This window comes from Chloroflexota bacterium (assembly GCA_016875875.1).
Lineage (GTDB): Bacteria > Chloroflexota > Dehalococcoidia > GIF9 > UBA5629 > 9FT-COMBO-48-23.
Map to the genome: position 1 here is coordinate 34,575 of VGOP01000012.1, position 25,322 is coordinate 59,896.

Genomic DNA, 25,322 nt, shown 5'->3' on the forward strand with positions numbered 1-25,322 from the left:
TATTTTTCTCTTATTAAAGGCGCTCTGCTACTCTGAGCTTGGCGCTACGACTGCGAGGATTTGATTTTATTTCAGTTAGAGATGGCGTGATAACCTTCTTTGAGATTATCCTAAGGCTGGGCATATGCCCACATTTACAGACAGGAGTACTCGGTGGGCAAAGGCATCCTTTGCTTTCCCTTAGCATAAATTGCTTGACTATGCGGTCTTCCAAGGAGTGGTAGCTGATAACTACCAGTCTACCTTGATGCTTGAGGCAAACAATGGTTTGCTTCAGGGCTGTGGCTAGATTATCCAGCTCTCTGTTAACAGCGATGCGCAGTGCCATAAAAGTCCTGGTGGCTGGGTGGATCTTGCCGCGACGGATGCCGATAGCTTTCTCTACTATGTTGGCTAGTTGTAGCGTGTTGTTGACAGGGCGGCTTTTTATAATATGCCGGGCGATCTGTTTGTTGTGACGCTCTTCACCATAAGTTTTGAGGATTTGACTTAGCTTGTCTTCGGGGAGAATATTGACGATATCAGCCGCAGTTAATTCCTGGGCTGGGCTAAAACGCATATCTAGAGGGCCATCATCCTGGAAGCTAAAACCGCGTTCGGAAGTCTCGAGCTGTGTGGAGGAGAGACCAAGGTCAAAAAGAATTCCATGCACTGGTAAGAAATTGCTTTCTGTGCAAATGGTCTCGAGATTAGCAAAATTATCATTTATTATGATGGTTGATTCAATGTAGTTGGCTAGCCTGGTCTTAGCTATCTCGATAGCTTTGGGGTCGGCATCAATGCCCAAAAGTTGTCCATCAGGCATAATCTCTTTCAGAATCGTTTTAGCGTGCCCACCTGAACCTAAAGTGCAGTCGATATAGCGTTTCCCAGGTTGAGCTTGTAACGCTTCTACGGCTTCACAAAGCAGCACTGGTTTATGAATAGGTATAGCCATGGTCAGACTCATCGTTGTTCCTCGAGGCTTTCTATGATTTGCCACAGTTGCTCTTCAGCTGTTGTCTTTTCTGAGTCCCATAAAATTGGGTTCCATATTTCGATGCAATTGTTAGCACCGACTACAACGGCAGTATCGCCTATTTCAACGCGATTACGTAACGTAGATGGTAGGGCTATTCTTCCCTGACCATCGAGCGAAAGGCCGTAAGCTGTACCGAACATAGCCCTGTTCATCGTCCTGAATTTACTTGATGGCACAGCCTGAGCTGACAAAGTGTCCGCCACCTTGTGCCATTCATCTGCTGGATAAATGACGATGCACCTTTCTAGCCCTTTGGTCAAAACTAGTTCACCCCTCAGTTCCTCTCTGAACTTAGGGGGCAAAGGCAATCTACCTTTATTATCAACTTTATATTCGTATTCGCCGAGAAACATGTCTACCTCGAACTAGTTTTTAGGCTAGTACAACCTCTCCTTCTAGTTGCTTTTCCAGGATTTTTATTTCATGCCAGTCTAATTTAGCTAGTTCATCGATGTATTCCTGTGTCTGAGGGTCACTGACTAGCGAGTAAGTGATGAGGCCATTACCATCTTGTTGTTCTTGCAGTACACCTTTGTCGATTAAAGACTTTATTGCTTCCCTCAAGTTGATCTTTGCAGTGTCTAGTGCACTAGCGATTGTGTAGAGGCTTAACTTTGCTCGGGGATGTCGTGCCCAAAAACGGATAAGCTGAACCTCAAGGTTGGTGTTACTGTTCTCTTTTAAAAAATGGAACAGCCCGCTATTGGCTACTCGATATTGAATACAATCAATTACCATGGCGATCTCTCCTTTTACCACTTTTTCCCACTGTTTACCATTATAGAACATTATTAACCCACTTTGTCAATACCTTTCCCACTAAATTTCACACCATTTTTATAAACTTTTCTGATTTGCTGATTTCAACCAGTTTGCGTTATCCAATAAATAGTGGCCATGACCTAATTAACCTCAATATCTTGTGTCATCGTGGCTTGTCCTGTTCTTTCTGTGGTAGTACTAAAGTATCAGTCGATTTTTGCGGTTTTGAGCTTTAGCTGTGGTATGGTAAAATAGGCAGATGTTAGCTGGTATACTTGTCATCAGTGATAGAGGGTGGCGTGGTGAACGACTCGACAAAAGCGGGCAAGTTGCTCACAAAATTGTCAGTAAGCTTGTTATTGACATTGCCAAATATGAGGTTGTGCCTGATGAGGTGGAGACAATTTCAGCGAAGCTTAAAGAGTGGTCTGATGAGGTTGGGCTTGACCTTATCTTGACTAGTGGTGGGACTGGGTTATCTCCCAGAGATGTCACACCGGAGGCCACACTAGCGGTGATCGACAAAGTTATTCCTGGTTTGGCTGAGGCTATGAGAATGGATACGATGAACAGAAAACCTGAGGCGATACTTAGTCGAGCTGTCGCAGGTAGTCGTGGTAAGTGTCTGATTGTTAATCTTCCAGGTAGTCCCAAGGCAGTGAAAGAATGCCTTGAGGTTATCATGCCTGTTCTGCCTCACGCCATGGAGATTCTTGGTGGCAAAATATCTGAATGTGGCCATGGTTAGGCTAGTTAAATGCGTATTGATATCTTAACATTGTTTCCCCAAATGTTTGATGGTTTGCTGAGTTGCAGCATTATTGAAAGAGCCAGAGAGCGTGGTCTGGTTGATATCAGGCTTCATGATATCCGTGCCTATACACATGACAAACATCATGTTGTGGATGATTATCCCTATGGTGGTGGAGCTGGGATGGTGCTCAAGCCAGAGCCTATTTTTGAAGCGGTGGAGGTCATCAAGAAGGAACTCGGATTGTCATCCGTGCCGACTATTTTACTCAGTCCACAAGGTAGGCTTTTCAATCAGGAGATTGCTCGGGAATTAGCTGATTATCAGCATCTCGTTCTTATCTGTGGCCGTTATGAGGGGGTTGATGAGAGAGTGGCCGAGCATTTAGCCAGTAACGAGATCAGCATTGGGGACTATTTGCTTAGTGGTGGTGAAGTAGCAGCTATGGCGGTGATGGACTGTGTAGTCAGGTTGTTGCCTGGAGTGCTTGGCTCTGAGGCATCTTTAGCGGAGGATTCGCATGTTGGAGGTCTGTTGGAATATCCCCAGTATACTCGTCCGGCGGTATATCGTGGCTGGGCAGCGCCGTCAGTCTTGCTCTCTGGAGATCATGGTGAAATTGCTCGATGGCGACGGCAGCAAAGCCTACTTCGGACTGCAAAGCGGCGTCCGGACCTTATAGAAAAGGCGGTGCTTTCCCGGGAAGATAAGATTCTTCTCAGTGAATCCTTTGAAATCAAGTCGTAGAAGGGATGTAACTAGAAAATGAAAGCCAACCCGATCAGCAAAATTAAGGTAAATCCTAATATACCTCAACTCAGCCCCGGTGATACAGTGAGGGTTAGTTTTAAGGTTAAGGAAGCTAGTAGGGAGCGTGTTCAGACCTTACTTGGACTGGTGGTGCGGGTTAGAACGGGGGCTGGTGGTGGCAACTTCACGGTCAGGCGAGTCACTTACGGAGTTGGTGTGGAACACACCTTTCCTTTTGCCTCTCCGTTTTTGGAGAAAGTTGAGGTGGTGCGACACGGCAAAGTCCGGCGTGCAAAACTTTATTACATACGCCGACTGAGTGCTAGAGAGGCGCGTCTCAAGGAAAGGCGGGAGAAGATGGAGGAAAAAGCTGCTGTTATTGGGGCTGTGGGTGATGAGGGCGAAGTTATAGAGATTGCGGCTGAGGAGGGTGTGGTTGGGGAACCTGCAGTCGAGGAAGTTGCAGTTGAAAAAACTGAAGAAGCGGAATGAATTATGTGGAAGTGGCGGTCAACTCGCCTATTGCTCAACGTCGTAGCTTTTCCTATTCAGTACCTCCTGAGCTAAAAGTTGATGCTGGGCAAGCAGTCTGGGTGCCTTTTGGTTCTAAAACTCTTCAAGGCATTGTCGTAAAGGTAAGTGATTATCCCTCATTTGAGGTAACTAAGGAAATCGAAGGTGTTATCACCCCTCTCCCCTTACTATCTTCAGCACGACTTGAGGTTGCCCTGTGGTTAAGTAAGCATTACCTTACACCTCTTTTTGATGCTGTAGCCTTGATGTTGCCTCCTGGTTTTGAACGACGACTGGTCACCTTTCTGCAACTTCTGCAAGATTCTGTCGATTTATCGCAGCTTAATCCTGAACAAAGACAGTTCATAAGTCTTCTTGAAGCTAAAGATAAAGTTAACTTAAGAGCATTAGAGCGGAAATTTGGAAAAAAGAAAGCCGAGTCGATTACACAACAGCTTTTGCGATACCGCCTGGTGATCAAAAGCCAGCAGCTAGAAGAAACTAAAGTAAAGCCAAAGCTAGTTGCTCATTTAAAGCTACAGATTGACTCAGATGAGGCTGGGGTAGAAGTTATTCGGCTGAGAACAGCCAGAGCTCATAAACAAGCAGCAGTTCTCGAATTTCTGATTAAGCAACTTAACCTCGTCCCTTTATCTGAACTTAGGAAGTCTATCGCTTGTGAGAAAGGGGTCATCGAGTCTTTGAAGAATCGCGGTTTGGTTTCCTTGGTCGAGGTTGAGGTAAGGCGTGACCCTTTGGCTCATCTTAGAATTGCTCCGACGTCGCCGCCGAAACTTACTCCGTCTCAGGAGGTGGCATGGCAAAGTATTCAAAGCTGTATAGCGCAGCAGCACCTGAACAACTCGCCGTTAGTTTTCCTGCTTCATGGCGTCACAGGTAGCGGCAAGACTGAGATTTATCTTCGAGTTCTGGGCGAATCTGTGGCTCAAGGCAAACGAGGCATCTGTCTCGTTCCAGAAATTGCGCTCACCCCACAGACGATAGAGCGCTTTGCTTCCCGGTTCCAAGGTCGTGTGGCTGTGATTCACAGTGGATTATCTTTAGGGGAGCAGTTTGATGAGTGGTATCGGATAAAAGAAGGTGGATTTGATGTAGTCATCGGTCCGAGGAGTGCTCTTTTTGCACCTCAGCCAGACCTGGGATTGATTGTTATGGATGAAGAGCATGAGTGGAACTACAAACAGTCTGATAAGTCACCCCGATACCATGCGAGGGATGTGGCTATTAAACTGGCTGAACTCAGCGGCGCTGTAGTTATCTTGGGCAGTGCTACACCTGATGTGGAGACTTTTTACAGGGCGCAGCAAGGGGAGTATCAACTCGTTGAACTCAAAGAGCGTATCACACCTTATGGCCCATCGTCCTTGCCTGAAGTTGAGGTTGTGGATTTAAGAGAGGAACTTAAAGCTGGGAACCGGAGCATTTTCAGTCGCTCTTTGATTGGGGCGATGACTGAGGCTTTGGCACATCATGAGCAGGTAATCTTGTTTCTAAATCGGCGTGGTACGGCAACCTTCATTCAATGTCGGGGCTGTGGCTTTGTTTTTCGCTGCTCGCGTTGTACAGCAGCTCTTACCTATCACGCAGCAATAAAAGAGTTGGTCTGCCATCATTGTCGTTACTCTGGCCCTTTGCCTGTGGAATGTCCTCAGTGTTTTGAGCATAGCCTCAGATTCTTGGGCATTGGTACCCAACGAGTGGAAGAGGAGGTCAGGCATTTTTTCCCGCAAGCTTGTACTCTCCGTTGGGATAGGGATGTGACCTATGGTCGGCGAGCTCATGAGGAACTTTTTACTAAGGTTCGAGCCCATGAGGTCGACATACTTATCGGCACTCAAATGGTGGCCAAGGGACTGGACTTGCCGCAGGTAACATTGGCTGGCGTAATAAGCGCTGATACTGGTTTGAACTTACCTGACTTTAGGGCTGGTGAACGCACGTTCCAACTGTTGTGCCAGGTAGCTGGTAGAGCAGGGCGTGGATTTACACCGGGAAGGGTTATCATCCAGACTTATAGTCCAGAGCATTATGCCGTCCATGCAGCGTCAAGACACGATTATTTAGCTTTTTATACTCAAGAGATAGAGTACCGTCGTAAGTTTGGTTATCCTCCTTTCAGCCAGTTGGCTTGTCTCACTTTTAGCCATACTAACGAGATAGCTTGTCGTAAAGAAGCGCAGAGAATGAGCTGCTTACTTGCTGCCGAAAAAGATAGGAGAGGCATGTCGTACTTAAGGTTAATTGGCCCTGTGCCGGCTTTCGTGCCTCGCGTCAGAGGACATTATCGATGGCAACTGGTTCTTTGTGGGGCTGACTTAGATGACTTCTTGACAGAAATATCATTTCCTCGAGGGTGGGTTGTGGACATCGATCCAGTAGGTATGGTTTAATGAGGTGCAAAATGGCAGTTCGTGTTATTCATGTTTTACCGGACCCTGTACTTAGACAAAAAGCCAAAAAGGTGAGCAAAATTGATAAGTCTGTCCAGCGGCTTATCGATGACATGATAGAGACGATGAGGGCGGCTTCTGGAGTTGGGTTGGCTGCACCTCAGGTTGGTGTACCGCTTAGAGTAGCTGTGATTGAGGTACCAGGCAATGAAGCTATGGTCTTGATTAATCCAGAGATAGTCAAGAGAAAAGGCGAACGCTTGCTGCAAGAAGGCTGTTTGAGTATTCCTGGGTATCAAGGGGAGATCAAGCGTTCAGTTTGGGTTAAAGTCAAAGCGCAGGACAGACAGTGGCGGAACATCCGTCTCAAAGGAGAGGAGCTACTGGCTCAAGTTTTGGAGCATGAAATAGACCATCTAAACGGGGTATTATATATTGATCGTGTGGAAGGGACGGATAAGTTGTGGAAGTTGGCATCTGGGTTAGGCCAGGAAGGACTTTAATTTTCACCTTCGCGGTTTATCTTTGCCATTCCATTTCGACAACAAATCTGCCAGTTAGGCCTTCCAGTTCCACATTATAGAAGCCAGGTGCGCTTTTGTTTATTTTAAAGGCTACCTTCCGGCTTTCACCTGGATTAAGGTCGACCTCTTCGGTACTTTCGACGGAATCCTTTAATTTAAGCGTCATACTGTAAGTGCCGGCAAGTTCTCCGTTGTTGGTTACTATGGCACTGATGACAACATCTTCTCCCTGTTTGACGCGATCTGGAACTATGACCAAATTGCTCACAGAAAAAGTTGCTGGCACTAGTGGTATAACAGTAAATGCACCGCCCCAGCCATCTATCTCTGCGTAATAATCACCTCCGGTATCCTTGGTTACCATGAAAGTAGTGACTTGGCTTGCTCCGGGTGACAACGTTAGATCAATTATATTCTCGACCATGCCGTTGATTCGCAATACCACGCTATATGTGCTTGCTTCTGCTCCATTATTGTATACAATGGCGCTGATGGTTATTTGCTCCCCGGCTCTTACTTGGTTTGGTGTGATGGTCAGATTGCTCACTGAGAAGACAGGTCTTCCGGCATATTGTTGATACGGGCCAGCCATTGGCCCTGGTGCTGGAAATGGTCCGGGGGTGGAGACTGTCCGGGGCATTTGAAACTGTTCCGGCATTGGAAATGCTCCTGGAGTCTGGGTTGGCATTGCTGTTGGATGTCCAATTGGTGGGCTGGCTGAGCCAGGGCCTGACATTGGAGTTGGAATTGGCATTGTTGCTTGTGTGCCTGGTGGTCCTTGCATACCTTGCATGCCTTTAATCGCTGCTGAAGGTTGCTTCTTGCGGGAAGGCATGGCGATAATAGCTATGACGAGTATGATCAATACGACGATTATGGCGCCAATAGTCCACAATACCCATGGTTCGAAAATAGTCCAGAATGATGCTTGCCCAGTTACAGTGAAGACATTGCTTGCGTCACCCAGTTCTACAAGGTTGTCACCGGGCTTATCAGCGGTGATTGTAAAACTTACATTGTCGCTCTGTCCTGCATTTAGGGTTAATTCCTGGCTATCTTTGACTTCACCATTTAACTTCAGCTCTATGGGGAAAGTTGCCTCTGTGTCTTTGGTGTTCGTTATCTTAGCAGTTATGGTAACGGGTTCCCCCACTGCTACAGAATTAGGGCTGATGATTAAGTCTGTCACCTCAAAATCATCCTGGGCATTAACTGAAACAGTAAGGGCCAAGACAAGGAGTAGTATCAATGTTACTGGCAGCACACGAAGCGGTTTTCTCATGCTTGTCTCCTGTAGTCCTTCATGGTTCAGATGCCTAATACTGTACGCCAAAACGGGCTATAAATCAATAGGCCATGCAGAAAAGGCTGTGTTTTGGGGGTTATGAGGCTAGCTATTGTTCGAGGGTAAAGTAAAGGCAAAGATGTGCCATTGTTTTCTTTGTTGGCTGGACCGGTTTTGCATAGGCCTTGGCTAACATTAACTGGGGTATTTAGGGTGTCAATGCTTATACTAGGGGTGATTTTGTATCTGGTGATGGGCTGTGGGTGCTAAATTCCCATCTAAAACGAGACTATTTGGTCATAGATCTGCCTGGGACTAAATTCTTAGAATTCTTTTAAGCGGACTTGGCCGGTTCTATGCAGGCTATTTATCGTGTTTTACCCATAGCCTATCACCATCGGTTATAAACTCTATGGTTCCATGAGTCGAAGTTAGATAGACCCTCTCACTTCCCAGTCGCTCGGTCAATCTATTCACTATTTGGCTGTGAGGGAGACCGAATCTATTGTCAGCACCTACTGATATGGCTGCTACTTCGGGATTAACTGCGGCCAGGAACTCCGCGGATGTAGAAGTCAGGCTGCCATGGTGGGCAACTTTTAATACTGTGCTTTGCAGGCTGGCTCGGTTAGCAATTAGATGCCATTCAGCCTCACGGCCGATATCAGCAGTGAACAAGAAACTCACCTTATTCCAGTTCAATCGTAGCACCCTACCATTATTGTCAATATTATCCGAAGTGCCTTGGAGCAAATGCAATGGAGGATGAAGTACCTCCAGCTTTATTCCGCCTCCTAGGTCGACCTCTTGCCCGGCATTACCTACCTCGTGTTTGATTTCTCTGTTGTCAACTAAGCTGAGCCATTGCTGACAAGTGGTTGAGTTACATACTATCCCGGGATCAATAACCTGTAGCACCTCGTACTTCTGAAGCACTTCTATAAGGCCGGTCATGTGGTCGGCTTGTGGTTGAGTTAAAATCACTAAATCAATAGTCCTGTCCCAGAAAGGTAACTTTTTGCCTAACTCTAGACCTATTGCTTGAGGGCTTGGTCCGCCGTCTATAAGAATGTCCTGACGATTTGGCGTTTGGATAAGGATGGCATCCCCTTGTCCCACATCGAGTATGCTTACATGTAGCTTGTCGTCAGGCATATTTAGAAAGGCAACCCAAACCAAGATAGTGGCAATTAGAAGTGGGTATATGAGCCATTTCTTGGGGAGTTTTAAGGCAAGTCCGGAGGCTCTGCTTACCGAAGGACTTATTTTGAAAGCTGTCAGGTGGAAAAAGGCGACTAATTGCTTTCGGCAGTTGATGGCTGCCATGATTACAGCCAGAAAAGCATAGTAAATCCATATTTGCCAGATGTGGATACTGCTCAACTTGGCTGATGAGAATGGCAGGGCATTGAAGGCTTGTACGACGAGAATGAAATAGCTGAGAAAAAGCCAGGCTATCCAGCCCAGAGCCTGAGCTAAGAATGGCGCTAAAAGCCCTGCCCCGGCGACCAGGGCTGAAGTGATGATTATGCCTGGCAAAGCCAGCAGAGCGAAGAAAGTAGCCGGCAAGCCAACGAAGGAGACAACGTCAAAATAGTAGGTGATGACCGGCCAGGTGGCTAATATGGCAGCCAAAGTAACTGCAAAGCTATCGGCGATAAAATTACATAAAGACGCTGCAGTTCCTTCTCTTCCTATGGTGACCGCTATCCCTTTTCTTGCCCAGGCTTGGAAGTAGGGCGCAAGGAAAATGAGTCCTGCCATAGCCAGGAAGCTCAGTTGGAAGCTGGCATCCCATAGAACTTGAGGCTCAATTCCTATCATCACCGCTGCAGCAAAGGCAAGGGCGGTCGAGGCGCTACGCTGCCTGCCAAGATATTCAGCTAGCAGGAACATACTTCCCATGACAGCGCCACGGACTACGGGCGGATGCATGCCTGTAACCAGAGCGTATAGCCAGATGGCTATAAGAGCCAGCCAAATATAAATGTAATAACGTCTGCCGAAAAGCCAGATACCAGCAGCGACAAGTATGCCTATGACAATGCTGATGTTGAGCCCGGAGATAGCTAGCAGATGGGCAGTTCCGGTTCTCGATAATGCTTGATTCAGAGAATATGGTATGTTGCCTCTTAAGCCGAGGAGAATGCCTTGGGCTAGCGAGGCTTGTGGTTCGGGTAAGGCAAGGATCAGACTCTGGGAAAGGCGATTTCTCAGTGAATAAATCCAGGTCAAAGGCTTAAAACCTTTGCCAGTGTCTAGTATCTCTATTTTGGGATAATTTATAACCGAATAAATTCCTTGACGCGCTAGATAGCCTTTGTAGTCGAAGTCATCAAATTGCGGTGGTGTTTCCAGCTTGCCGGTTACTTTTAATATATCCCCGTAATCATATTCTTGATATCTGGGAACGCGTATTAGAGCTTTTCCTGATATTTCTTTTTTTGCGCCGTTTATTTGTATCTCACTGGCTGAGAGCTGGAGGGTAGAAGTTGTGTTCCTGGCCTCAGGTTCAGTGCACACCATTCCCTCAATTTCTGCCGTTCCCTTGTCGTTGTAGAATTGAAGGTGCTGCTCATTTATTACGGGCAGGCTTGATTGGAGGCGAATGCAACCGCCAAGTAAAGCAAAAAGGCAGAATCCCGCTATAAGCAGTTGCTTCTTATACCGCGATAGGAAAGGGATGAGACACAGGGGAAGAAACCCTATAAAAACAATACCCCAAGGCAGGGTGATTTTCGAGCCCAAGTATATGCCTGTTACCCAGGCGGTGCTGAGGTAAATAAGAGTCACAGTTTTCAGTCCTCTACAGTTATGAAATCTCTTATCCTATCTAAGGTGGATTCACCGATACCCTCGACCTTCAATAAGTCTTCGATTCTGCGGAAAGGTCCATGTTGGCTACGGTAGTCGATAATAGCTTGAGCCCTGTCCGGGCCGATTCCAGGTAAGGCATCCAGCAGCCAGCCTTCAGCCCAGTTTAGGTTTATTCTTTGCGGTTGAGAGCCTTCGCCAGTCCTGGGCACATAAATCTTGATTTTGCCCGTATCTGCGTCTGATATAAGTCCGGCAGCTTGGACAAGTGCCTCTATGGTGTCATCTTCTTTAAAGGGATAGAAACCTGGGTTAGCCACGGCGCCGCCGATGTAAATCTCGCCTTTATACTGAATTGGCGCAGTTTGGGACAGGGAAATCTCGACAGGCCTATGGCTGCTTTGCTTTACTGCAAGCACAATGCCGCCGCTGACGAGGCTGACCAGCAAAAAGGCGATAATGAATAGCCAGTATTTATTTAAATTACTTGACATAACAATCTCCTTGTCCTTACCTTATTATTATAATAGTGGTAAAATTTTAGCACATATGGTGGATTCAAAGTCGATAACAATCAACCGCAAGGCCTATCACGATTACCATATTCTGGAGTGCCTGGAAGCTGGCATTGTCCTTACCGGCACCGAGATAAAGTCGATTCGGGCAGGACGGGTGAACATTCGTGATGCCTATGCTAAACCTGAAGGTGGTGAGTTGTGGCTGGTCAATGCCCATATTGCTGCCTACCAACCTGGTAGTTTCTACAATCACGAACCAAACCGCCCGCGTAAGCTCTTATTGCATCGCCGCCAAATTGACGAACTGGCAGGCATGGTAAATCAGAAAGGTTTGACTTTAGTGCCTTTGAAGTTATATATTAAAAGAGGAACTGCCAAGTTAGAGTTGGGTGTGGCTCGGGGCAAGCGGCTTCACGACAAGCGTGAGGCGATGGCCCGTAGGGAGACGGAGAGGGAAATAGGGCGGGCGTTGAAGAGGAAGGGCTAAGAGCACTTTAAAAACCTGATTTTGGGGGCGTGAGGCTTCGACAGTGGAAGGCCTACAGGATAGCAGGTCGAGGTGCCATCCACCTCGTAAAACAGGTGGCAAAAGACAACTGCCGAAGCAGTTCCAATTGCAGCCTAATTAGGCTGCACATCCAACCTGACCTCACCCCGATGGGTTGGGATTGGGTGACGAAAAGTCGGGGTGCTCCAACCTTGATGTCGATGGAGGTTGGCTAAGATTTATCGACTGGCCTGCCCTGAACTCGGTCAGCAGAGGCTGGCCAGGTGAGATAAAAGAGCTGACTAAGCCTGTAGCAAGTTCTGGCAACCTTCTTCTGGACGGGGAGTTCAACCCTCCCCCGCCTCCACCAGATAATTTAGCGGGCTCCAGTATAGACTGGAGCCCGTTTTGTTTCCGAGTAAATGAGAAAGTAGTAAAACCTGTGTTTTCTGCTATCCTACAAGTATCTTTCCTTTTGGCTTGCTGATTACTTCTCCGACGATGACTGCATCCTGTACACCGGCTTTATGCAGCTTGTTTACCAGTAATTTTGCGGTTTCAGGAGCCAGTACAATCAGTAGACCGCCGGAGGTTTGAGGGTCAAAGAGTATGTCCTGAATGTAATCAGGTACCTGTTTGGAGAATTCCACCATTTTGCCGTAGAACTCCCTGTTTCTACGCAAGCCACCGGGACAAAGCCCTGCCCTGGCAAATCCCTCCACCTCTGCGAAGATAGGGACTGAACTTGGATTGATTTTGATGCCTACACGGCTGTTCTGGACTAGCTGGCAGGCATGGCCGAGAAAGCCGAAGCCGGTTATGTCAGTGCAGGCATGAGCTCCTGTCTCCTGCATCAGTTCCGAGGCCTTCTTGTTTAGAGACGCCATATACTTTGTCACCTTGGCTACTGTCTCTTTGCTGGCTTTGCCGGCTTTCAGGGCAGTGCTTATGATCCCAGTGCCTAAGGGCTTGGTGAGTATAATTTTGTCTCCCACTTTGGCTCCGGAATTAGTTACCATGCGTTCAGGATGCACCGTGCCGGTGACAGAAAGCCCATATTTTAGCTCGGCGTCGTCTATACTGTGTCCACCGACAAGTGTCACACCAGCTTCTTTCATCTTGTCTAGTCCACCCTTGAGTATATCTTTCAGTATGGAGATGTCCAGCTTATTTATCGGGAAACAGACTACATTCATGGCGGTCAGAGGCTTGCCGCCCATGGCGTAAACATCGCTCAGCGCATTGGCGACAGCAATCTGGCCGAAATCGTAGGGGTCATCGACAATGGGCGTGAAGAAATCTATGGTCTGGATGATAGCCAGGTCATCGCTCAATTTGTATACGCCAGCATCATCCAGGCTTTCCATGCCTCGAATCACGTTCTTATCAGGTATCAGGGGCAAGCCGCATAGGACTTTATCCAGGTCACCCGGACCTAACTTGGAAGCTCAGCCGGCTCCGGTGACACTTTCAGTAAGGCGGGGTGGTATCTTTTTGTCCATTTGTGCGTATTGTAGCATTGGCTAGGCGTAGAGGCAATGGAATGTTTTCACCCGCACTTAACCATTCTATTTCGGTATACCTATCCATCTTGGGGTTCTATTCATGTATTCACGGTAGGAATTGCCATATCTTTCCAAGCAGATTCGTTCCTCAGCAAATGCAAGGAAACGCCACAGAAAAATGAGCACAGCAGCAAGCAGTAGGAAGGTCCATGATGCTGAAGCTATGCCTACTCCAATGAGTTGCACGAAAATACCTATATATACTGGATGTCTGGAAAATCGGTATGGTCCTTTGGTGATGGGTTCGCGGGATGGGGTATTGGGCCAGGTCGCATAAGCAACCTCATAGATAATCAATCCTACCAAGCAGACGGCAAGACCTGCGTAAAACCATGCTGTCCCTAGTTGCAGCGGCAAGAAGATGGAGTAGAGTAAGAGGAGACAGCCTACTAGGAACCAGACCCACTTGATTCTCCTATCAGCCGTGTTATATGTGCCATCAGAGACTTTCTTGAAAACGGCCTTCAAATCATATTCTAGCACCAGCCAAACAAGAATGGCGACCCCATGAAGGAACAGGAATGCGGGCATGAAAATCCAGGCATTCCATATCCCTATTTTAAAAACTGGCACAAGCGACATTTTATTCTCTTAGCTTTCTGCGGACACAGATAGAGGCTAGCGCATCACTTTGTAGCGTATTCTAACATTGGCCGAACCGAAGAGGCAAAGACCGGGCATGTATGAATACCTGCCCATAAACCCTCTGCCATTCTGAGCAAAATGAAGAATCTTTGCTAGCTTTGAAACTCGGTCTGAGTATAGTAGAATATCTGTGCATCATGGAGAGTGAACTTCGTCGCCTTCCCAGCGTGGATAAGGTCATTTCTGATGAGCGAATCAAGCAGCTTCGTGAGATTTACCCACATGGCCTGGTTGTGGACTTGGTTCGCCAACGCCTTGAGCAAGACCGCATGGCTATCACGCATGGTAATCCATGTCCTTCATTAGATGATATTGTGGACTTTATCTGTTCTCAGGTACGGGCATTGGAACAGCTCAGCCTGCGCCCGGTTATCAACGCCAGTGGCGTGATACTTCATACCAACTTGGGTCGGGCACCGCTTAGCAAAGAGGCGACAGTTGCTATGGAGATGGTTGCCACAGGCTACTGCAACCTGGAGTTTGACCTTGATAGTGGGGCACGAGGCTCTCGTGATGTTCATATCGAACAGCTTCTGTGTCAGTTGACCGGAGCCGAGGCGGCACTGGTAGTAAATAACAACGCTTCTGCTGTGTTATTGGCCCTCACTGCTCTAGCCAAAAGGAGAGAAGTGGTTGTCTCCCGAGGTCAGGCTGTGGAGATCGGCGGCGGCTTTCGTATCCCTGATGTGATGAGACAGAGCGGGGCAAAGCTGGTAGAGATTGGCACTACTAACTGTACCTATATTTACGACTATGAGCAAGCGATTAGCCCAAGAACGGCAGCCCTTCTACGTGTCCACGCCAGCAATTTCAGAGTCGAGGGTTTTACGTATTCGGTTACTATTGAGGAGTTGGTGGCGCTTGGCGATAAACATGACATTCCTGTGCTGGATGATGTGGGCAGCGGTTGCTTATTAGACACAACTAGGTTTGGGCTTGGTCCAGAGCCTACGGTGCAGCAGAGCATCTCTCTTGGTATTGGGATAGCTTGCTTTTCTGGGGATAAGCTCGTGGGTGGTCCTCAAGCCGGGGTTATCGTTGGCAAGAAGAGCCTTGTTAATAAGCTAAAACGGCATCCCTTGATGCGGGCACTCCGCATTGACAAAATACGACTGGCTGGTTTAGCCGCAACATTGGTTCATTATCTGAAAGACGAAGCATTGGAGAAAATTCCTGTGTGGCATATGATTTCAACTTCTCTGGATGAGGTGGAAGGACGAGCCAGAGTTTGGGCACAGACTATTGGTGACTTGGCTCAGATGATTGAAGGTGAGACCATGGTCGGAGGTGGCAGCTTGCCAGGGAGCACACTTCCCACCAGACTTGTTGCCATTGGTGAGAAAGGAAGCCACAGAGACTTAGCCCAATCCTTGGCTCAGAGGCTGCGGCACCATGACCCACCAGTTATCGGGCATATCAGCGGCGATGTTTTGCTTCTTGATCCGAGGACTGTTCTTCCTGAGGAAGATGATATCGTAATGAAGGCACTGAGCAATGCAGTTGCTAGCTTGAAATAGTGATAATGTGATTTAGCTCTCTGCTTTTGGCACCAGTTGAACTACGGAAGCTTTTTTAGCTTCCCGATGAACGCGCGGGAGAAGCAAAAAGGATGTTTGTTATAGGCACTGCTGGACACATAGACCACGGCAAATCGGTTTTGATACAGGCACTAACAGGAATAGACCCTGACCGACTTCCAGAAGAGAAGGAACGTGGCATGACCATTGACCTGGGTTTTGCCTGGATGAAATTACCCAGTGGGCAGGAAGTCGGGATTGTTGATGTGCCCGGGCATGAGCGTTTCGTTAAGAATATGCTGGCTGGTGTAGGTGGCATCGATTTAGCCTTGCTTATCGTTGCTGCTGATGAGGGGATAATGCCCCAGACCAGAGAGCATTTAGCTATACTCGACTTACTTGACATAAGAAAAGGTATTGTTGTTATCACCAAGAAGGACCTGGTTGATGAAGAATTGTTGAGCCTGGTCAGGCTTGAGGTTGAGGAATTGATAAAGTCGACGGCTTTGGCTGAAGCTCCCGTCCTTGCTGTTTCTGCGGTGATTGGTGAGGGGCTACCAGACCTAGTCGCAACTATCGACCGGATTTTAATATCTGCTGAGCCAAGGAAAGATATCGGTAGGCCTAGGCTTATAATAGATCGTGCCTTCACTATAGCTGGCTCCGGCACTGTAGTCACTGGAACATTGGTTGATGGCTCGCTGTCGGTGGGGCAGGAAGTTGAGGTAGTCCCTCCGGGGCTCAAAGCCAGGCTGCGAGGACTGCAAACTCACAAGACTCGCATTGATGTTGCTAAACCGGGCAGTCGTGTAGCAGCCAACTTAGCTGGAGTGGCTATTTCTCAGTTGGAGCGTGGTGATGTGCTCACCTCTCCAGGCTGGTTAATGCCGACAGCGAGAGTGGATGTAAAGCTTCGCATGCTCTCAGGCCTCAAACATACTCTGCGTCATGGTTCTGCTGTTAGCTTTTTTACAGGTGCTGCCGAGATTATAGCCAAAGTTCACCTGCTGGAGAAAGAGAAACTAGATTCTGGAGACATTTCCTGGGCTCAACTCGCCTTGGCTAAACCAGTGGCATTGGTTAAGGGTGACCGTTTCATTATCCGTTCACCCATGGATACCTTGGGAGGTGGTCAGATTGTTAATTCGCACGCTCCGAGACATCGTCGATTCCGCCCAGCAATTATCCAGAGCCTGAAGGTTAGGGGAGAGGGTGCGGTAGAAGATGTCATAGTTGCTACTCTGGAGGCGAATCGACCCCTAGAATTAGAGAAACTGACAGTTCAATGTAATCTGGCAAATGACGAAGCCCATAAGGTTGTTGATGAGCTCATTAAAAAAGGAAGGATTGTGGCGGTAGGGCATGGAGGACAAAATCTTCTTTTTACCAGTTCTGGTTGGGAACGATTGACTAGAAAAGCAGAAGCTGTAGTAGAAAGTTATCATCGCAAATTCCCGACTCGTTCAGGCATGTCTAAGGGCGAGCTTAGCAGTAAGTTAAAGCTATCGCCAAATTCCCCAGCTTTACAAAGGCTTTTCGATGACGGTGTTCTAGTTGAAGAGGGGGCAGCTGCCCACCTTCCTTCTTACCGAGTTAAACTTTCCCCGCAGCAGCAGGCAAAAATTGATGCTTTCCTTCTTGTTCTAGGCCAGAATCCTTATTCTCCGCCTGGTGATATAACACTCGAACCTGACCTGCTCAATTTGCTTATCGAACAGCAACAGGTGTTAAAGGTAAGCGATGGTGTGGTCTTTTCTGTCTCTGCCTATAACGAAATGGTGGATAAAGTTATCGCTTATGCCAAGGCAAAAGGTAAAGTGACCCTCGCCGAAGTACGGGATATGCTGGGCACCAGCCGTAAGTATGCCCAAGCACTTCTAGAATATATGGACGAGAAAAAGCTCACGCGCCGGGTCGGTGACGAGCGGATACTAAGGTAACTAATACTGTTTTATTAGTTGATCGTTGTCCTCAAAGAAATACCAGGAGCCATTATATTCTGAGTTTATAGGGCAGGTTTTAATGACGCTCCACATCCCATTGCCTATATACTGAGCGGTAAAAGTCGGTTGGGCGTCCTCATACTGAGGACAACTTGGGCTAACTCAGCCGGTTCGCCTGGTGGGCACTCGACAATAGGGGCTAATCTTCTTTGCTGCAGCTATCACTTGGTCCATCGTGTAGTGTGGTGAATCGGAGGCTGGTTTCAGCTGCTGTTGAGCATCTGTGCTTGGTGGTGTTGAAGGTGGAGATGCTCCCCCAAAGATAAAGCTGCTGCCAAACCAGTTAGATGTTTGCCCTTGCAGACCTGTACCAATAGTGTAGAGGATTGCTCCGATGAAAATGATAGTGGCTATGAAGATAAGATAGCGACCAATCTGACCTGCAGGTTGTGGCACCATCCTTTCCCTTCTGGCTCTTTCCTTTTGGCGGGCTTCTTTGACTTTGTTAGCTGAAGGCTTTGTCAAATGTGTTTGCTGGTATAGCTTTCCGCCGCAATTGGTGCAAAAGCCGGATAAGTCTCTAGTAGCAGCACCGCAGTGGTGACATCTGTATTCGAAACGTTGGCCACAAGTGTTGCAGAGCTGTTGCCCTACGGGAATTTGTGCGCCACATTTTGGACATGGGAACGCTTGTTGCAACTTATACTCCGTTTCTCCTTGTTTAGATGTTACCGCGTCATCTGAGTCTGATGCAAGTGCATCTGAAATTAATTATATACCTAGCCGAAGTGAAATAGAAAAACATTGTGTGTCTGCAACATTTTAAAAGCCATTTCCTGTTACTTGTATAGCGATATGCAATGAGGTGCGTATGGTACTTATGTCTCTTAGGTTCGTGGTACCTAAGTGTCTCGTTGAAACAGTACCAATTCATCATGTTTTGTTGAGGATGCTATGTGAAAATAAGGATGTAGATGCCGAGCCAACGGGAACAACAATTTATGGTAAGGAGGGAGACATGAGCAAAAGTAAGAAATTCTTGGCTATCCTCAAAGGTGACAAGAAACTGTTGGGGATGTTCGGTGGCATCGTTATTGATGCCGCTGTTCTTACCGCCATTCTAGTCACGGCCTGTGTTTGGTATTTGCCGTAACTCCCAGATGCCGGTAAATTCGGAACTACAAAATGGGCAAAGAACTTATCAGTGTTATCAGCGGCTTCTTATTCGTAGCTCTGCTTTTTTGGGCTTTTGCCTGGTATTTGCTTTAGTGGCTGTTTAAGCCAGGAATGCTAGCTGTTTCATTACCCTGTGTCCTCGAAGGCAAAAGCTCGTTTCAAACTATCCTGTAACTCTGCTGGAATCTTCTCTGGAACCACCTGGAATATTTCCAAGAGTATGTTGTCGGGGGCCATGGCCATAATATATTTCATGAAGCTATAGTCTTTGGCCTGCCCTTGGAACTGGAACCCCTTATTCTTCATATGTTCTATCAGCGCATCAAGGTTATCGGTCTGGATGCCCAGGTGGTGATAGGGCCCACCTCTGCCCTCCCGTGGCGGCTGGTCGTAGATATTTAGCCTGCCTGTGCCAATGGCGAGCATCATATTTCGGGCGCCAGCTATCACTGTATCGAACAGTATCTGGGCATTGAACATCTCCTGCCAGAATCTAAGCGTGGCCTTAATGTCCGAGGCAAAGATGTGAGTGTGTTGGAGTTGTACCTTCATAAGTCTCCTCTCGTACGCTTGCTGTCAGTGTATGTTGAAAAGGTGGCGGGAGCGTATGGGAGTCGAACCCACCAGAGACATTTCTGATGCCTCTCGACGGATTTGAAGTCCGCGAAGCCCACCGGGACCCAAACGCTCCCCAATCCGTATATAGGTTACCACTTGAGGCAGAAACTGCCCTCTTTTGTGCTAGCAGATAACATAATACCAAATTCACGCAAAACACGGAATCGCCGTCAGACTCGCAAAATCAAATTTGCTATAATTGCATTGCTTTGGAGCTGAAGTTTAGGTACAGGTCTTTAAGTCTGCCCTTAATGACACCGAAAACAGTCATTTCCTTTTGAGGGGAAAGGTGTAGGAGAGGGTTGCTAGACAAATTGTTAGCAGATGCGGATGGGATTAATGCAGTGACATAGCTTTGGGGATGATGTAAAATTGAGCTTGGAGCTGGAGCTAAGGGGGGAAGATGGAGCTATATATTTTAACTGGGTCAGGAACAAAGGCGATACCAGTGCTTAGGAAGGCAGGTAGATGGGTTGAAGCTAGTATGCTTGAATATCTGGGTATGGCAGAGGGAGCAACGGTGGAACAAGTTGCTGCTGCCATGAATTTTGAGCAAAAGACAGCATATGACAAGTTAAGGTCATTGAGTGCCAACAGATGGGTCTGGCGTAAGACAACCAAACTGGTGCAGTTCTAATTCAGTCGAGAGTGATTTTTGAATTGATGACGATTATGGTTCAGGGAGTACGCAGATGATGGTGAGAAGGCGTTGCCCTTATTGTCGGGGGCAGGGTGCGGTGCCAGGGCCTGCTGGGCCTTCTGCTCCAGCCGAGCCATGCCCGGTATGTAATCAGAGGGGCTACAATCTGGTGCCGGGTGATGCTGCGCTCTGCAGTTGCTGTCACGGCAGTGGACGTGTGCCCGCTGGTGGCGGGAACTGGCAGCCATGTCCTGATTGCAGTGGCATTGGCTCCATGTGGTGATAACACTAGATGGATTAGCTGGGGAATCATGGTTATGGCGGCAGTGAAGATTTTGTGCTGGAATGTCAATGGAATCAGGGCAGTAAGGGGTAGAGGGTTTTTAGAGTGGCTGTATAGGGAATCGCCAGATATTCTTTGTCTTCAGGAAACGAAAGCACATCTTGAACAGCTCGATAAGGATTTGCGTGAACCATACGGCTATCACACCTACTGGAATTATCCGGAGAGAAAAGGCTATGGTGGGGTTGCCACCTTTACAAAGACTAAGCCTGCCAATGTGAAATATGGCTTTGAAGGCGTGGGTGTCGATTTGGAGGGAAGGGCCATAATAACTGAATATGCTGATTTCCTTCTAATGAATGTGTATTTCCCGAACGGGAAAATGGGTGAGGAGCGGTTGAAGTACAAGATGGATTTCTACGAGGCTTTTCTCAGGTTTGCGGATTCTCTGAAAGCAAATGGCACCAGACTCATTATTTGCGGTGACTTCAACACCGCTCATAAGGAGATAGATTTGGCCAGGCCGAAAGAGAATGCGCATGTCTCGGGATTTTTGCCTGTGGAGAGGGCCTGGATGGATAAATTTGCGGCTCATGGTTATGCTGATACGTTTCGCTATTTCAATAACGAGCCTAATCAATATACATGGTGGGATATGAAGACTAGAGCTCGGGAGAGAAACGTGGGTTGGAGAATCGACTACTTCTTTGTAACAGAAAACCTATTGCCCGCGGTTTCAGATGCATTTATAATGCCTGAAGTAACAGGCTCCGACCATTGTCCTGTCGGAATAATATTAAAGCAGTAATCTAAAGTAGGTGGCACATAAACCTTAGCGTTGGTGTGCCTGCAATCGTTGTGGTGCTGGTTGTTTCGGCTAAGTTGTCAATGTTCCGCCGTCGACAACAATGGTTTCTCCGGTCACGTAGCTAGACGCATCGGATGCCAGATAAAGCATGGCCCCGACGATTTCATCAGGGTCACCTATGCGTCGCATCGGTACTCTCTGCAAAAGCTCTTCTTTATACTCCGGCACTACTTCAAAGATAGAGTCGCCAAGGCGCGTGTGTATGTGGCCGGGAGCTATAGCGTTCACCCTTATATTATATTCGGCCAATTCCTGGGCCATAATCTTCGTTGCCATGATTAAAGCAGCTTTGCTTATGGAATATACACCTATATTAGGTTCATGCCTGAAGCCAGCCACAGAGGCAACGTTAATAATCGTACCGCCGCCATGCTCCTTCATTACCCTAGCCACTGCTTGACTGAGAAATATCACCCCTTTCAGATTTAGATTCATTATTGAATCCCAGAGCCGTTCCTCTAGTTCCAGCATCGGACTCATGGCTGGGCTTGTACCGGCATTGTTCACCAGGATGTCAATTTTGCCGAACTCCTGGCAAACTGTGGTGACCAGGTTCTTTATTTCCTTTAGCCTACCTACGTGTGCTGATACTGGTAGGGCTTTTCTTCCTAATCCTCTTATCTCGGCAGCTACAATCTCAAGATCGGGTAATTTCCGGCTGGCAATGGCAATGTCTGCACCAGCATTGGCAAAGCCAAGAGCGGTGGCTTTACCTATGCCACGGCTGCCTCCAGTTACCAAGGCCACTTTACCTTCCAAAGAAAAATTTGGTTTTGTCATTCTTTTACCTCGCTTATAGATTCAGAGCATGCCTTGCCTAGGTCTGATGCGGTCATCAATAGCCATTATTGAAGGTCATAAGAACAGGAATAGACTGATATCAACAAACGATTGTATCAAGTTTCAGGTAAAGAGGGCAATTGTTATCACAGGCTATATTCAGGCTAGCTTATTACGGCTGGACTTTATTTGACAACGACGGTGAGGTTGAATGTCCACTCGCCCTTCTCGCCGCCTTCCCAAGGTCGGCTATATTCCAAAGATAGTGTGCTGGTGCCCTTTTTTAGCGCTTTGAAAGTCCATACCTCTTTGCCTGGTGCGCCTACAAGCCCCTTGGCGTCAGGAGCTACAAACTCGTGGCCTGTTTGTTGTACTACTGTTTGGTCACTGATTTGCGCTGATTCAGACCACTTGAAGCCGGTTGTAGCATTGGAGCATAGTGTTACTGTAAATGTATCTCCAGCAGCAACATTTACTTCTTGGCTGATGTCCTGTTGTTTCCCGAAGTCGTCACAGGAAACCTCTATTGATGTTCCTGTGGATGGAGCGCAAGATGCCAGCCACAATGATATGGTGAGCAAGGCAAATGATGCAATTATTCTTAGCTTCACTTTGTTTTACCTCCTGCTTTTGTTTAGTCTGTTGACGCTCTGCTATATTATAACCCAGATAGTCTCACTTTGTTTAGTCACGGGTCATCGGCCGGTTTCCTCCTTCAGTTTACTAGATTATAAGCCCAGCCAAGCCAGAATAGAATAAACGTTAGGCGAAATGTTACAATATTTGTCGGTTTCATATCTGGGGGAGTGTCGGAATTGGCAGACGAGCATGACTTAGGATCATGTGCCGCAAGGCGTAGGGGTTCGAGTCCCCTCTTCCCCACCAATCGTATCAATAGGTAGAACTCTTAATTTATCTTCGTATTTCCCGTTTGGCGCTAACGGCAACGTGTAATTGATCACTATTTCCCGCCCGTTAACTACTATGCTCTCTATGAAGGTCTTTAGAAAGCCTTTCACCCTACTCACCTCAGTATCTTGCAAAATCCACCTTAAATCAGTTACGTAGGACTTCACCATCTCAATATCGACCTGTGTCGCTCCCTCAGCGGATATTTCAGCCTCTATTAATACCCTTGATTTGGAGAGTTCATCCTGCCTGGTTTTTAACTCTCTAATCCTAGGTGCCAGTTCATCCAAGCCAAGCTTTCCGGTCTCCAGAACATCGTAGAGCCGCGCTAACCTGTTCTGAACATCCTTTAGCTGCGAATCAATAGTTTTTAACTTATCTCCTAGCTCGCCTGCTTGAAGTTTCAAAACATCGTTCATGGTTTCAACCATATCTTCAATGCTGGCATCAGACAATATTCTTGTGAGTATTTGATCAACTACCGCCTCTTCAAGCTTGTCCTTGGGCAACATTATTTGGGCGCAAGCATCCTTTCCCTGCCTGTAGCTTCTAGAGCACATATAGTAAAAATATTTGCCTGACTTGGCGCTATGGCCGGTCATCGCACTGCCACAAGCACATCGCAAGACCCCGCTCAAAAGATAGAAGCTCGAGACTTTCCTGGGATGGGTCATTTTGGGGCCGCGTTCCTTCATCTGGCTCTGTATGAAATTGAAGGCCACTTCATCAATTATGGCTGGCCATGCATTCTCTATTCTTACAGGTTTATCACCACGTTTAGCAGCGGCGAAACCATTTTTACCTCCCCATACTAGCGTTCCGCAATAAACCTCGTTGGTGAGGATTTTATATACTGTGGTTCTGCTCCAGCGCTTCATCGTCATTGTCCTGAATCCATCGCTGTTCAATGACTTGGCAATTTCCTTGCAGCCTTTCCCAAATTGAGCCATTTTAAAGATCGAGCGTACAACTTTGATAGGTGCAGAATCATCTGGCTCAGGCTCAAGCTTTTTTCTTGTCTTGCCTTTATCATTCACCTCTACCGCTCTGAATCCATAAGGCGGTATGCTCCCATTATAAAAGCCGCGTGTGGCATTTTCCCTCATGCCTCTTCTAATGTCCTGTCCCATATTTGCGCTATAGAACTCATCCATACACTCAATTATTCCCTCCAGCAACTGTCCTTGAGGGCTATCACCGGTTGGCTCATTGATAGATATTACCTGAATGCCTTTGTTTCTGAGCAAGGCCTTATACGTTACTGAATCCATTCGGTTCCTGGCAAAGCGATTAAGTTTCCATACCAGGATAGCCTGAAAAGGCGGCTGTTTCATCTTGGCGAGAGCAATCATCTCTCTAAACGCAGGTCTGTCACAACTTCTCCCGCTTTCAGCCTCATCGACGAATTCTCGCACGACCTCGTGACCGCTTTTCGCTGCATATTCTCTCAACGACCTCAATTGAGCAGACAGCGACAGGTCCACATCTTGTGCGTCTGAGCTGACTCGCGCATAGATAACTACTTTCATTTTGTGGCCTCCTTGTAAAGATTGTAACCAACACAAATATTATATCAAAAATTAATGCTACTATCACAGAGGAAATACTAATACGAATAATCGATGCATCGAAAATGCTCTATATAATAGTATTCATCTGTGGACACCTGGGGCTAGATAAATTTTGGGGTATTTTGAAATATGGTAAGACTCAGGCATTGCCTAAGTGCGTTTCAACATATCTCGCGTTTGCTGCTCTATTCTAGTTTTCGCATCGCTAAGCGTACGAATTCCGCGATCATTCGCAATGTCAACTAATAGTTGAGAAATGAATTGCATCTGGTCGCTATTTAATGTCTCAAGATACTCTCTTAGTTCCTCACGGTTCCTTGGGATATCAATGCGTTCTACCACTACTGGTTGCACCACTTGTATCACCTCAGTCTTCTTCCGTTCTATTTCAGCTTCAAGCTCACGCTTTTGCCTTAGCAATGTACTATTCCGTTTCTCCAATTGAGCCAGCTCTTGCCGTCCTTGGGTAATTCTGTTTTCCAGAACACCAATATCTTTCTCCCTACGCTCTTTTTCGCGCTCCAAAGCGCCGATATCAATGCCTTCTTGCTCTCTCACACGGTGAATATCCCGGAGGCTGACTCTGAGTATACGTGCAATTTCACGTGTTGTCTTGCCCTCAGCTAGCAGTTTCTTTATCTCTGACGTCTTGTGAATCATTTTCTATTATACTGATACCATTGATACCGTCTCATATCTGCTGTCTTATCTGTGTCGTCTTACCTATGATTTCTACGTTGATACCATTGATACCGTTGATACCATTATATAGTTATTGAATTAAAAATCCTACTTAGATTTACACTATGCTGCCATTTATTAGTAGATTTGTATGCTGAACAAAAAGATTTCCTAATAGATGTCAATGGCCATTCATTTGACCTCCTTGTGACTCTGAGATAGACTATTTCTGGGAGATGGCCATGGCTTCTACAGGCTGAGGAGCTTTGGCTGCCTCGTTCGTCCTGTAA

At 47.1% G+C, this 25,322-nt stretch carries 24 protein-coding genes, 2 tRNA genes and 1 other RNA gene; 12 read left to right on the forward strand and 15 right to left on the reverse strand.

Translation table 11 applies throughout. The features are described 5' to 3' along the window. Window positions 1-13: 13 nt before the first annotated feature. The 3 genes from rsmH to FJ023_08705 are packed head-to-tail and all read right to left on the reverse strand — an operon-like array spanning window position 14 to window position 1,810. Window positions 14-937 (reverse strand): 16S rRNA (cytosine(1402)-N(4))-methyltransferase RsmH, encoded by a 924-nt coding sequence (gene rsmH, locus FJ023_08695; protein ID MBM4447401.1) that lies wholly within the window; start codon window positions 935-937, stop codon window positions 14-16. An 8-nt stretch (window positions 938-945) separates the two neighbouring features. After that, window positions 946-1,374: a division/cell wall cluster transcriptional repressor MraZ gene (gene mraZ, locus FJ023_08700; GenBank protein MBM4447402.1), complete on the reverse strand. Its 429-nt coding sequence runs from the start codon at window positions 1,372-1,374 to the stop codon at window positions 946-948. 19 nt (window positions 1,375-1,393) lie between these two features. Continuing rightward, on the reverse strand, window positions 1,394-1,810 hold the full coding sequence (locus FJ023_08705) for a MarR family transcriptional regulator (GenBank protein ID MBM4447403.1): 417 nt from the start codon (window positions 1,808-1,810) through the stop codon (window positions 1,394-1,396). Between the two features lie 232 nt (window positions 1,811-2,042). Here FJ023_08705 and FJ023_08710 point away from each other — a divergent pair, with 232 nt between their 5' ends. The 5 genes from FJ023_08710 to def are packed head-to-tail and all read left to right on the forward strand — an operon-like array spanning window position 2,043 to window position 6,711. Beyond that, a complete protein-coding gene (locus FJ023_08710; GenBank protein ID MBM4447404.1) occupies window positions 2,043-2,531 on the forward strand; it encodes a MogA/MoaB family molybdenum cofactor biosynthesis protein in 489 nt (162 codons plus the stop codon). A gap of 9 nt (window positions 2,532-2,540) precedes the next feature. Next, complete coding sequence (gene trmD / locus FJ023_08715; protein ID MBM4447405.1) at window positions 2,541-3,281, forward strand: tRNA (guanosine(37)-N1)-methyltransferase TrmD; 741 nt, start codon at window positions 2,541-2,543, stop codon at window positions 3,279-3,281. A gap of 18 nt (window positions 3,282-3,299) precedes the next feature. After that, window positions 3,300-3,776, forward strand: coding sequence for a 50S ribosomal protein L19 (locus tag FJ023_08720; protein MBM4447406.1), 477 nt, complete (start codon window positions 3,300-3,302; stop codon window positions 3,774-3,776). Next, window positions 3,773-6,208, forward strand: coding sequence for a primosomal protein N' (gene priA, locus FJ023_08725; protein MBM4447407.1), 2,436 nt, complete (start codon window positions 3,773-3,775; stop codon window positions 6,206-6,208). Before FJ023_08720 ends, priA begins: the two co-directional genes overlap by 4 nt. Before the next feature lie 11 nt (window positions 6,209-6,219). Then, the gene (gene def, locus FJ023_08730) at window positions 6,220-6,711 is read left to right on the forward strand and encodes a peptide deformylase (protein MBM4447408.1); all 492 of its coding nucleotides are present in this window, start codon (window positions 6,220-6,222) and stop codon (window positions 6,709-6,711) included. Window positions 6,712-6,727: 16 nt separating this feature from the next. Here def and FJ023_08735 read toward each other — a convergent pair whose 3' ends face one another. From FJ023_08735 to FJ023_08745, 3 genes are all read right to left on the reverse strand, one after another. Continuing rightward, window positions 6,728-8,014: a hypothetical protein gene (locus FJ023_08735; GenBank protein ID MBM4447409.1), complete on the reverse strand. Its 1,287-nt coding sequence runs from the start codon at window positions 8,012-8,014 to the stop codon at window positions 6,728-6,730. A 366-nt stretch (window positions 8,015-8,380) separates the two neighbouring features. After that, window positions 8,381-10,819, reverse strand: a complete 2,439-nt coding sequence (locus FJ023_08740; protein ID MBM4447410.1) for a DNA internalization-related competence protein ComEC/Rec2 — start codon at window positions 10,817-10,819, stop codon at window positions 8,381-8,383. Continuing rightward, a complete protein-coding gene (locus FJ023_08745; GenBank protein MBM4447411.1) occupies window positions 10,816-11,325 on the reverse strand; it encodes a hypothetical protein in 510 nt (169 codons plus the stop codon). Before FJ023_08745 ends, FJ023_08740 begins: the two co-directional genes overlap by 4 nt. Before the next feature lie 55 nt (window positions 11,326-11,380). Between FJ023_08745 and smpB the strand changes: the two genes are divergently transcribed. After that, entirely contained in the window at window positions 11,381-11,836 is a 456-nt protein-coding gene (smpB, locus tag FJ023_08750; protein MBM4447412.1) for an SsrA-binding protein SmpB, read from the forward strand. 23 nt (window positions 11,837-11,859) lie between these two features. Continuing rightward, window positions 11,860-12,206, forward strand: a transfer-messenger RNA (tmRNA) gene (gene ssrA, locus FJ023_08755). Window positions 12,207-12,288: 82 nt separating this feature from the next. On the opposite strand, the gene selD is transcribed toward ssrA, so the two are convergent. Then, a complete protein-coding gene (gene selD, locus FJ023_08760) occupies window positions 12,289-13,338 on the reverse strand; it encodes a selenide, water dikinase SelD (protein ID MBM4447413.1) in 1,050 nt (349 codons plus the stop codon). Between the two features lie 66 nt (window positions 13,339-13,404). Then, window positions 13,405-13,983: an isoprenylcysteine carboxylmethyltransferase family protein gene (locus tag FJ023_08765; protein ID MBM4447414.1), complete on the reverse strand. Its 579-nt coding sequence runs from the start codon at window positions 13,981-13,983 to the stop codon at window positions 13,405-13,407. A gap of 200 nt (window positions 13,984-14,183) precedes the next feature. On the opposite strand from FJ023_08765, the gene FJ023_08770 reads away from it, so the two are divergent. After that, window positions 14,184-15,563 (forward strand): L-seryl-tRNA(Sec) selenium transferase, encoded by a 1,380-nt coding sequence (locus tag FJ023_08770; GenBank protein ID MBM4447415.1) that lies wholly within the window; start codon window positions 14,184-14,186, stop codon window positions 15,561-15,563. A 92-nt stretch (window positions 15,564-15,655) separates the two neighbouring features. Continuing rightward, window positions 15,656-17,503, forward strand: a complete 1,848-nt coding sequence (gene selB / locus FJ023_08775; GenBank protein ID MBM4447416.1) for a selenocysteine-specific translation elongation factor — start codon at window positions 15,656-15,658, stop codon at window positions 17,501-17,503. A 165-nt stretch (window positions 17,504-17,668) separates the two neighbouring features. Here the strand turns inward: selB and FJ023_08780 are convergent, their stop codons facing one another. The 3 genes from FJ023_08780 to FJ023_08790 all read right to left on the reverse strand — a co-directional run bounded on the left by FJ023_08780 (window position 17,669) and on the right by FJ023_08790 (window position 19,373). After that, entirely contained in the window at window positions 17,669-18,274 is a 606-nt protein-coding gene (locus FJ023_08780; protein ID MBM4447417.1) for a zinc ribbon domain-containing protein, read from the reverse strand. 534 nt (window positions 18,275-18,808) lie between these two features. Beyond that, the gene (locus FJ023_08785; GenBank protein ID MBM4447418.1) at window positions 18,809-19,234 is read right to left on the reverse strand and encodes a VOC family protein; all 426 of its coding nucleotides are present in this window, start codon (window positions 19,232-19,234) and stop codon (window positions 18,809-18,811) included. 43 nt (window positions 19,235-19,277) lie between these two features. After that, window positions 19,278-19,373, reverse strand: a tRNA-Sec gene (locus tag FJ023_08790). A gap of 330 nt (window positions 19,374-19,703) precedes the next feature. Here FJ023_08790 and FJ023_08795 point away from each other — a divergent pair. Then, the gene (locus tag FJ023_08795; GenBank protein ID MBM4447419.1) at window positions 19,704-19,937 is read left to right on the forward strand and encodes a hypothetical protein; all 234 of its coding nucleotides are present in this window, start codon (window positions 19,704-19,706) and stop codon (window positions 19,935-19,937) included. A gap of 320 nt (window positions 19,938-20,257) precedes the next feature. Continuing rightward, entirely contained in the window at window positions 20,258-21,031 is a 774-nt protein-coding gene (gene xth, locus FJ023_08800) for an exodeoxyribonuclease III (GenBank protein MBM4447420.1), read from the forward strand. A gap of 69 nt (window positions 21,032-21,100) precedes the next feature. Here xth and FJ023_08805 read toward each other — a convergent pair whose 3' ends face one another. After that, window positions 21,101-21,871 carry an SDR family oxidoreductase gene (locus tag FJ023_08805; GenBank protein MBM4447421.1) on the reverse strand — a complete coding sequence of 257 codons (771 nt, stop codon included), beginning with the start codon at window positions 21,869-21,871 and terminating at the stop codon, window positions 21,101-21,103. A 185-nt stretch (window positions 21,872-22,056) separates the two neighbouring features. Continuing rightward, window positions 22,057-22,482 (reverse strand): protease inhibitor I42 family protein, encoded by a 426-nt coding sequence (locus tag FJ023_08810; GenBank protein ID MBM4447422.1) that lies wholly within the window; start codon window positions 22,480-22,482, stop codon window positions 22,057-22,059. 189 nt (window positions 22,483-22,671) lie between these two features. On the opposite strand from FJ023_08810, the gene FJ023_08815 reads away from it, so the two are divergent. Next, window positions 22,672-22,756 (forward strand) — tRNA-Leu (locus tag FJ023_08815). Here FJ023_08815 and FJ023_08820 read toward each other — a convergent pair. Then, window positions 22,711-24,309, reverse strand: coding sequence for a recombinase family protein (locus FJ023_08820; protein MBM4447423.1), 1,599 nt, complete (start codon window positions 24,307-24,309; stop codon window positions 22,711-22,713). The two genes, FJ023_08815 and FJ023_08820, sit on opposite strands and share 46 nt — an antisense overlap. Before the next feature lie 192 nt (window positions 24,310-24,501). Next, window positions 24,502-25,011 (reverse strand): hypothetical protein, encoded by a 510-nt coding sequence (locus FJ023_08825; protein MBM4447424.1) that lies wholly within the window; start codon window positions 25,009-25,011, stop codon window positions 24,502-24,504. Window positions 25,012-25,322 lie beyond the last annotated feature (311 nt).

Bases quoted from the DNA above. Each gene is read 5' to 3' on its own strand.
- rsmH (MBM4447401.1), bottom strand. From the start codon at position 937: ATGGCTATACCTATTCATAAACCAGTGCTGCTTTGTGAAGCCGTAGAA.
- mraZ (MBM4447402.1), bottom strand. From the start codon at position 1,374: ATGTTTCTCGGCGAATACGAATATAAAGTTGATAATAAAGGTAGATTG.
- FJ023_08705 (MBM4447403.1), bottom strand. From the start codon at position 1,810: ATGTTCTATAATGGTAAACAGTGGGAAAAAGTGGTAAAAGGAGAGATC.
- FJ023_08710 (MBM4447404.1), top strand. From the start codon at position 2,043: ATGTTAGCTGGTATACTTGTCATCAGTGATAGAGGGTGGCGTGGTGAA.
- trmD (MBM4447405.1), top strand. From the start codon at position 2,541: ATGCGTATTGATATCTTAACATTGTTTCCCCAAATGTTTGATGGTTTG.
- FJ023_08720 (MBM4447406.1), top strand. From the start codon at position 3,300: ATGAAAGCCAACCCGATCAGCAAAATTAAGGTAAATCCTAATATACCT.
- priA (MBM4447407.1), top strand. From the start codon at position 3,773: ATGAATTATGTGGAAGTGGCGGTCAACTCGCCTATTGCTCAACGTCGT.
- def (MBM4447408.1), top strand. From the start codon at position 6,220: ATGGCAGTTCGTGTTATTCATGTTTTACCGGACCCTGTACTTAGACAA.
- FJ023_08735 (MBM4447409.1), bottom strand. From the start codon at position 8,014: ATGAGAAAACCGCTTCGTGTGCTGCCAGTAACATTGATACTACTCCTT.
- FJ023_08745 (MBM4447411.1), bottom strand. From the start codon at position 11,325: ATGTCAAGTAATTTAAATAAATACTGGCTATTCATTATCGCCTTTTTG.
- smpB (MBM4447412.1), top strand. From the start codon at position 11,381: ATGGTGGATTCAAAGTCGATAACAATCAACCGCAAGGCCTATCACGAT.
- FJ023_08765 (MBM4447414.1), bottom strand. From the start codon at position 13,983: ATGTCGCTTGTGCCAGTTTTTAAAATAGGGATATGGAATGCCTGGATT.
- FJ023_08770 (MBM4447415.1), top strand. From the start codon at position 14,184: ATGGAGAGTGAACTTCGTCGCCTTCCCAGCGTGGATAAGGTCATTTCT.
- selB (MBM4447416.1), top strand. From the start codon at position 15,656: ATGTTTGTTATAGGCACTGCTGGACACATAGACCACGGCAAATCGGTT.
- FJ023_08785 (MBM4447418.1), bottom strand. From the start codon at position 19,234: ATGAAGGTACAACTCCAACACACTCACATCTTTGCCTCGGACATTAAG.
- FJ023_08795 (MBM4447419.1), top strand. From the start codon at position 19,704: ATGGAGCTATATATTTTAACTGGGTCAGGAACAAAGGCGATACCAGTG.
- xth (MBM4447420.1), top strand. From the start codon at position 20,258: ATGGCGGCAGTGAAGATTTTGTGCTGGAATGTCAATGGAATCAGGGCA.
- FJ023_08805 (MBM4447421.1), bottom strand. From the start codon at position 21,871: ATGACAAAACCAAATTTTTCTTTGGAAGGTAAAGTGGCCTTGGTAACT.
- FJ023_08820 (MBM4447423.1), bottom strand. From the start codon at position 24,309: ATGAAAGTAGTTATCTATGCGCGAGTCAGCTCAGACGCACAAGATGTG.
- FJ023_08825 (MBM4447424.1), bottom strand. From the start codon at position 25,011: ATGATTCACAAGACGTCAGAGATAAAGAAACTGCTAGCTGAGGGCAAG.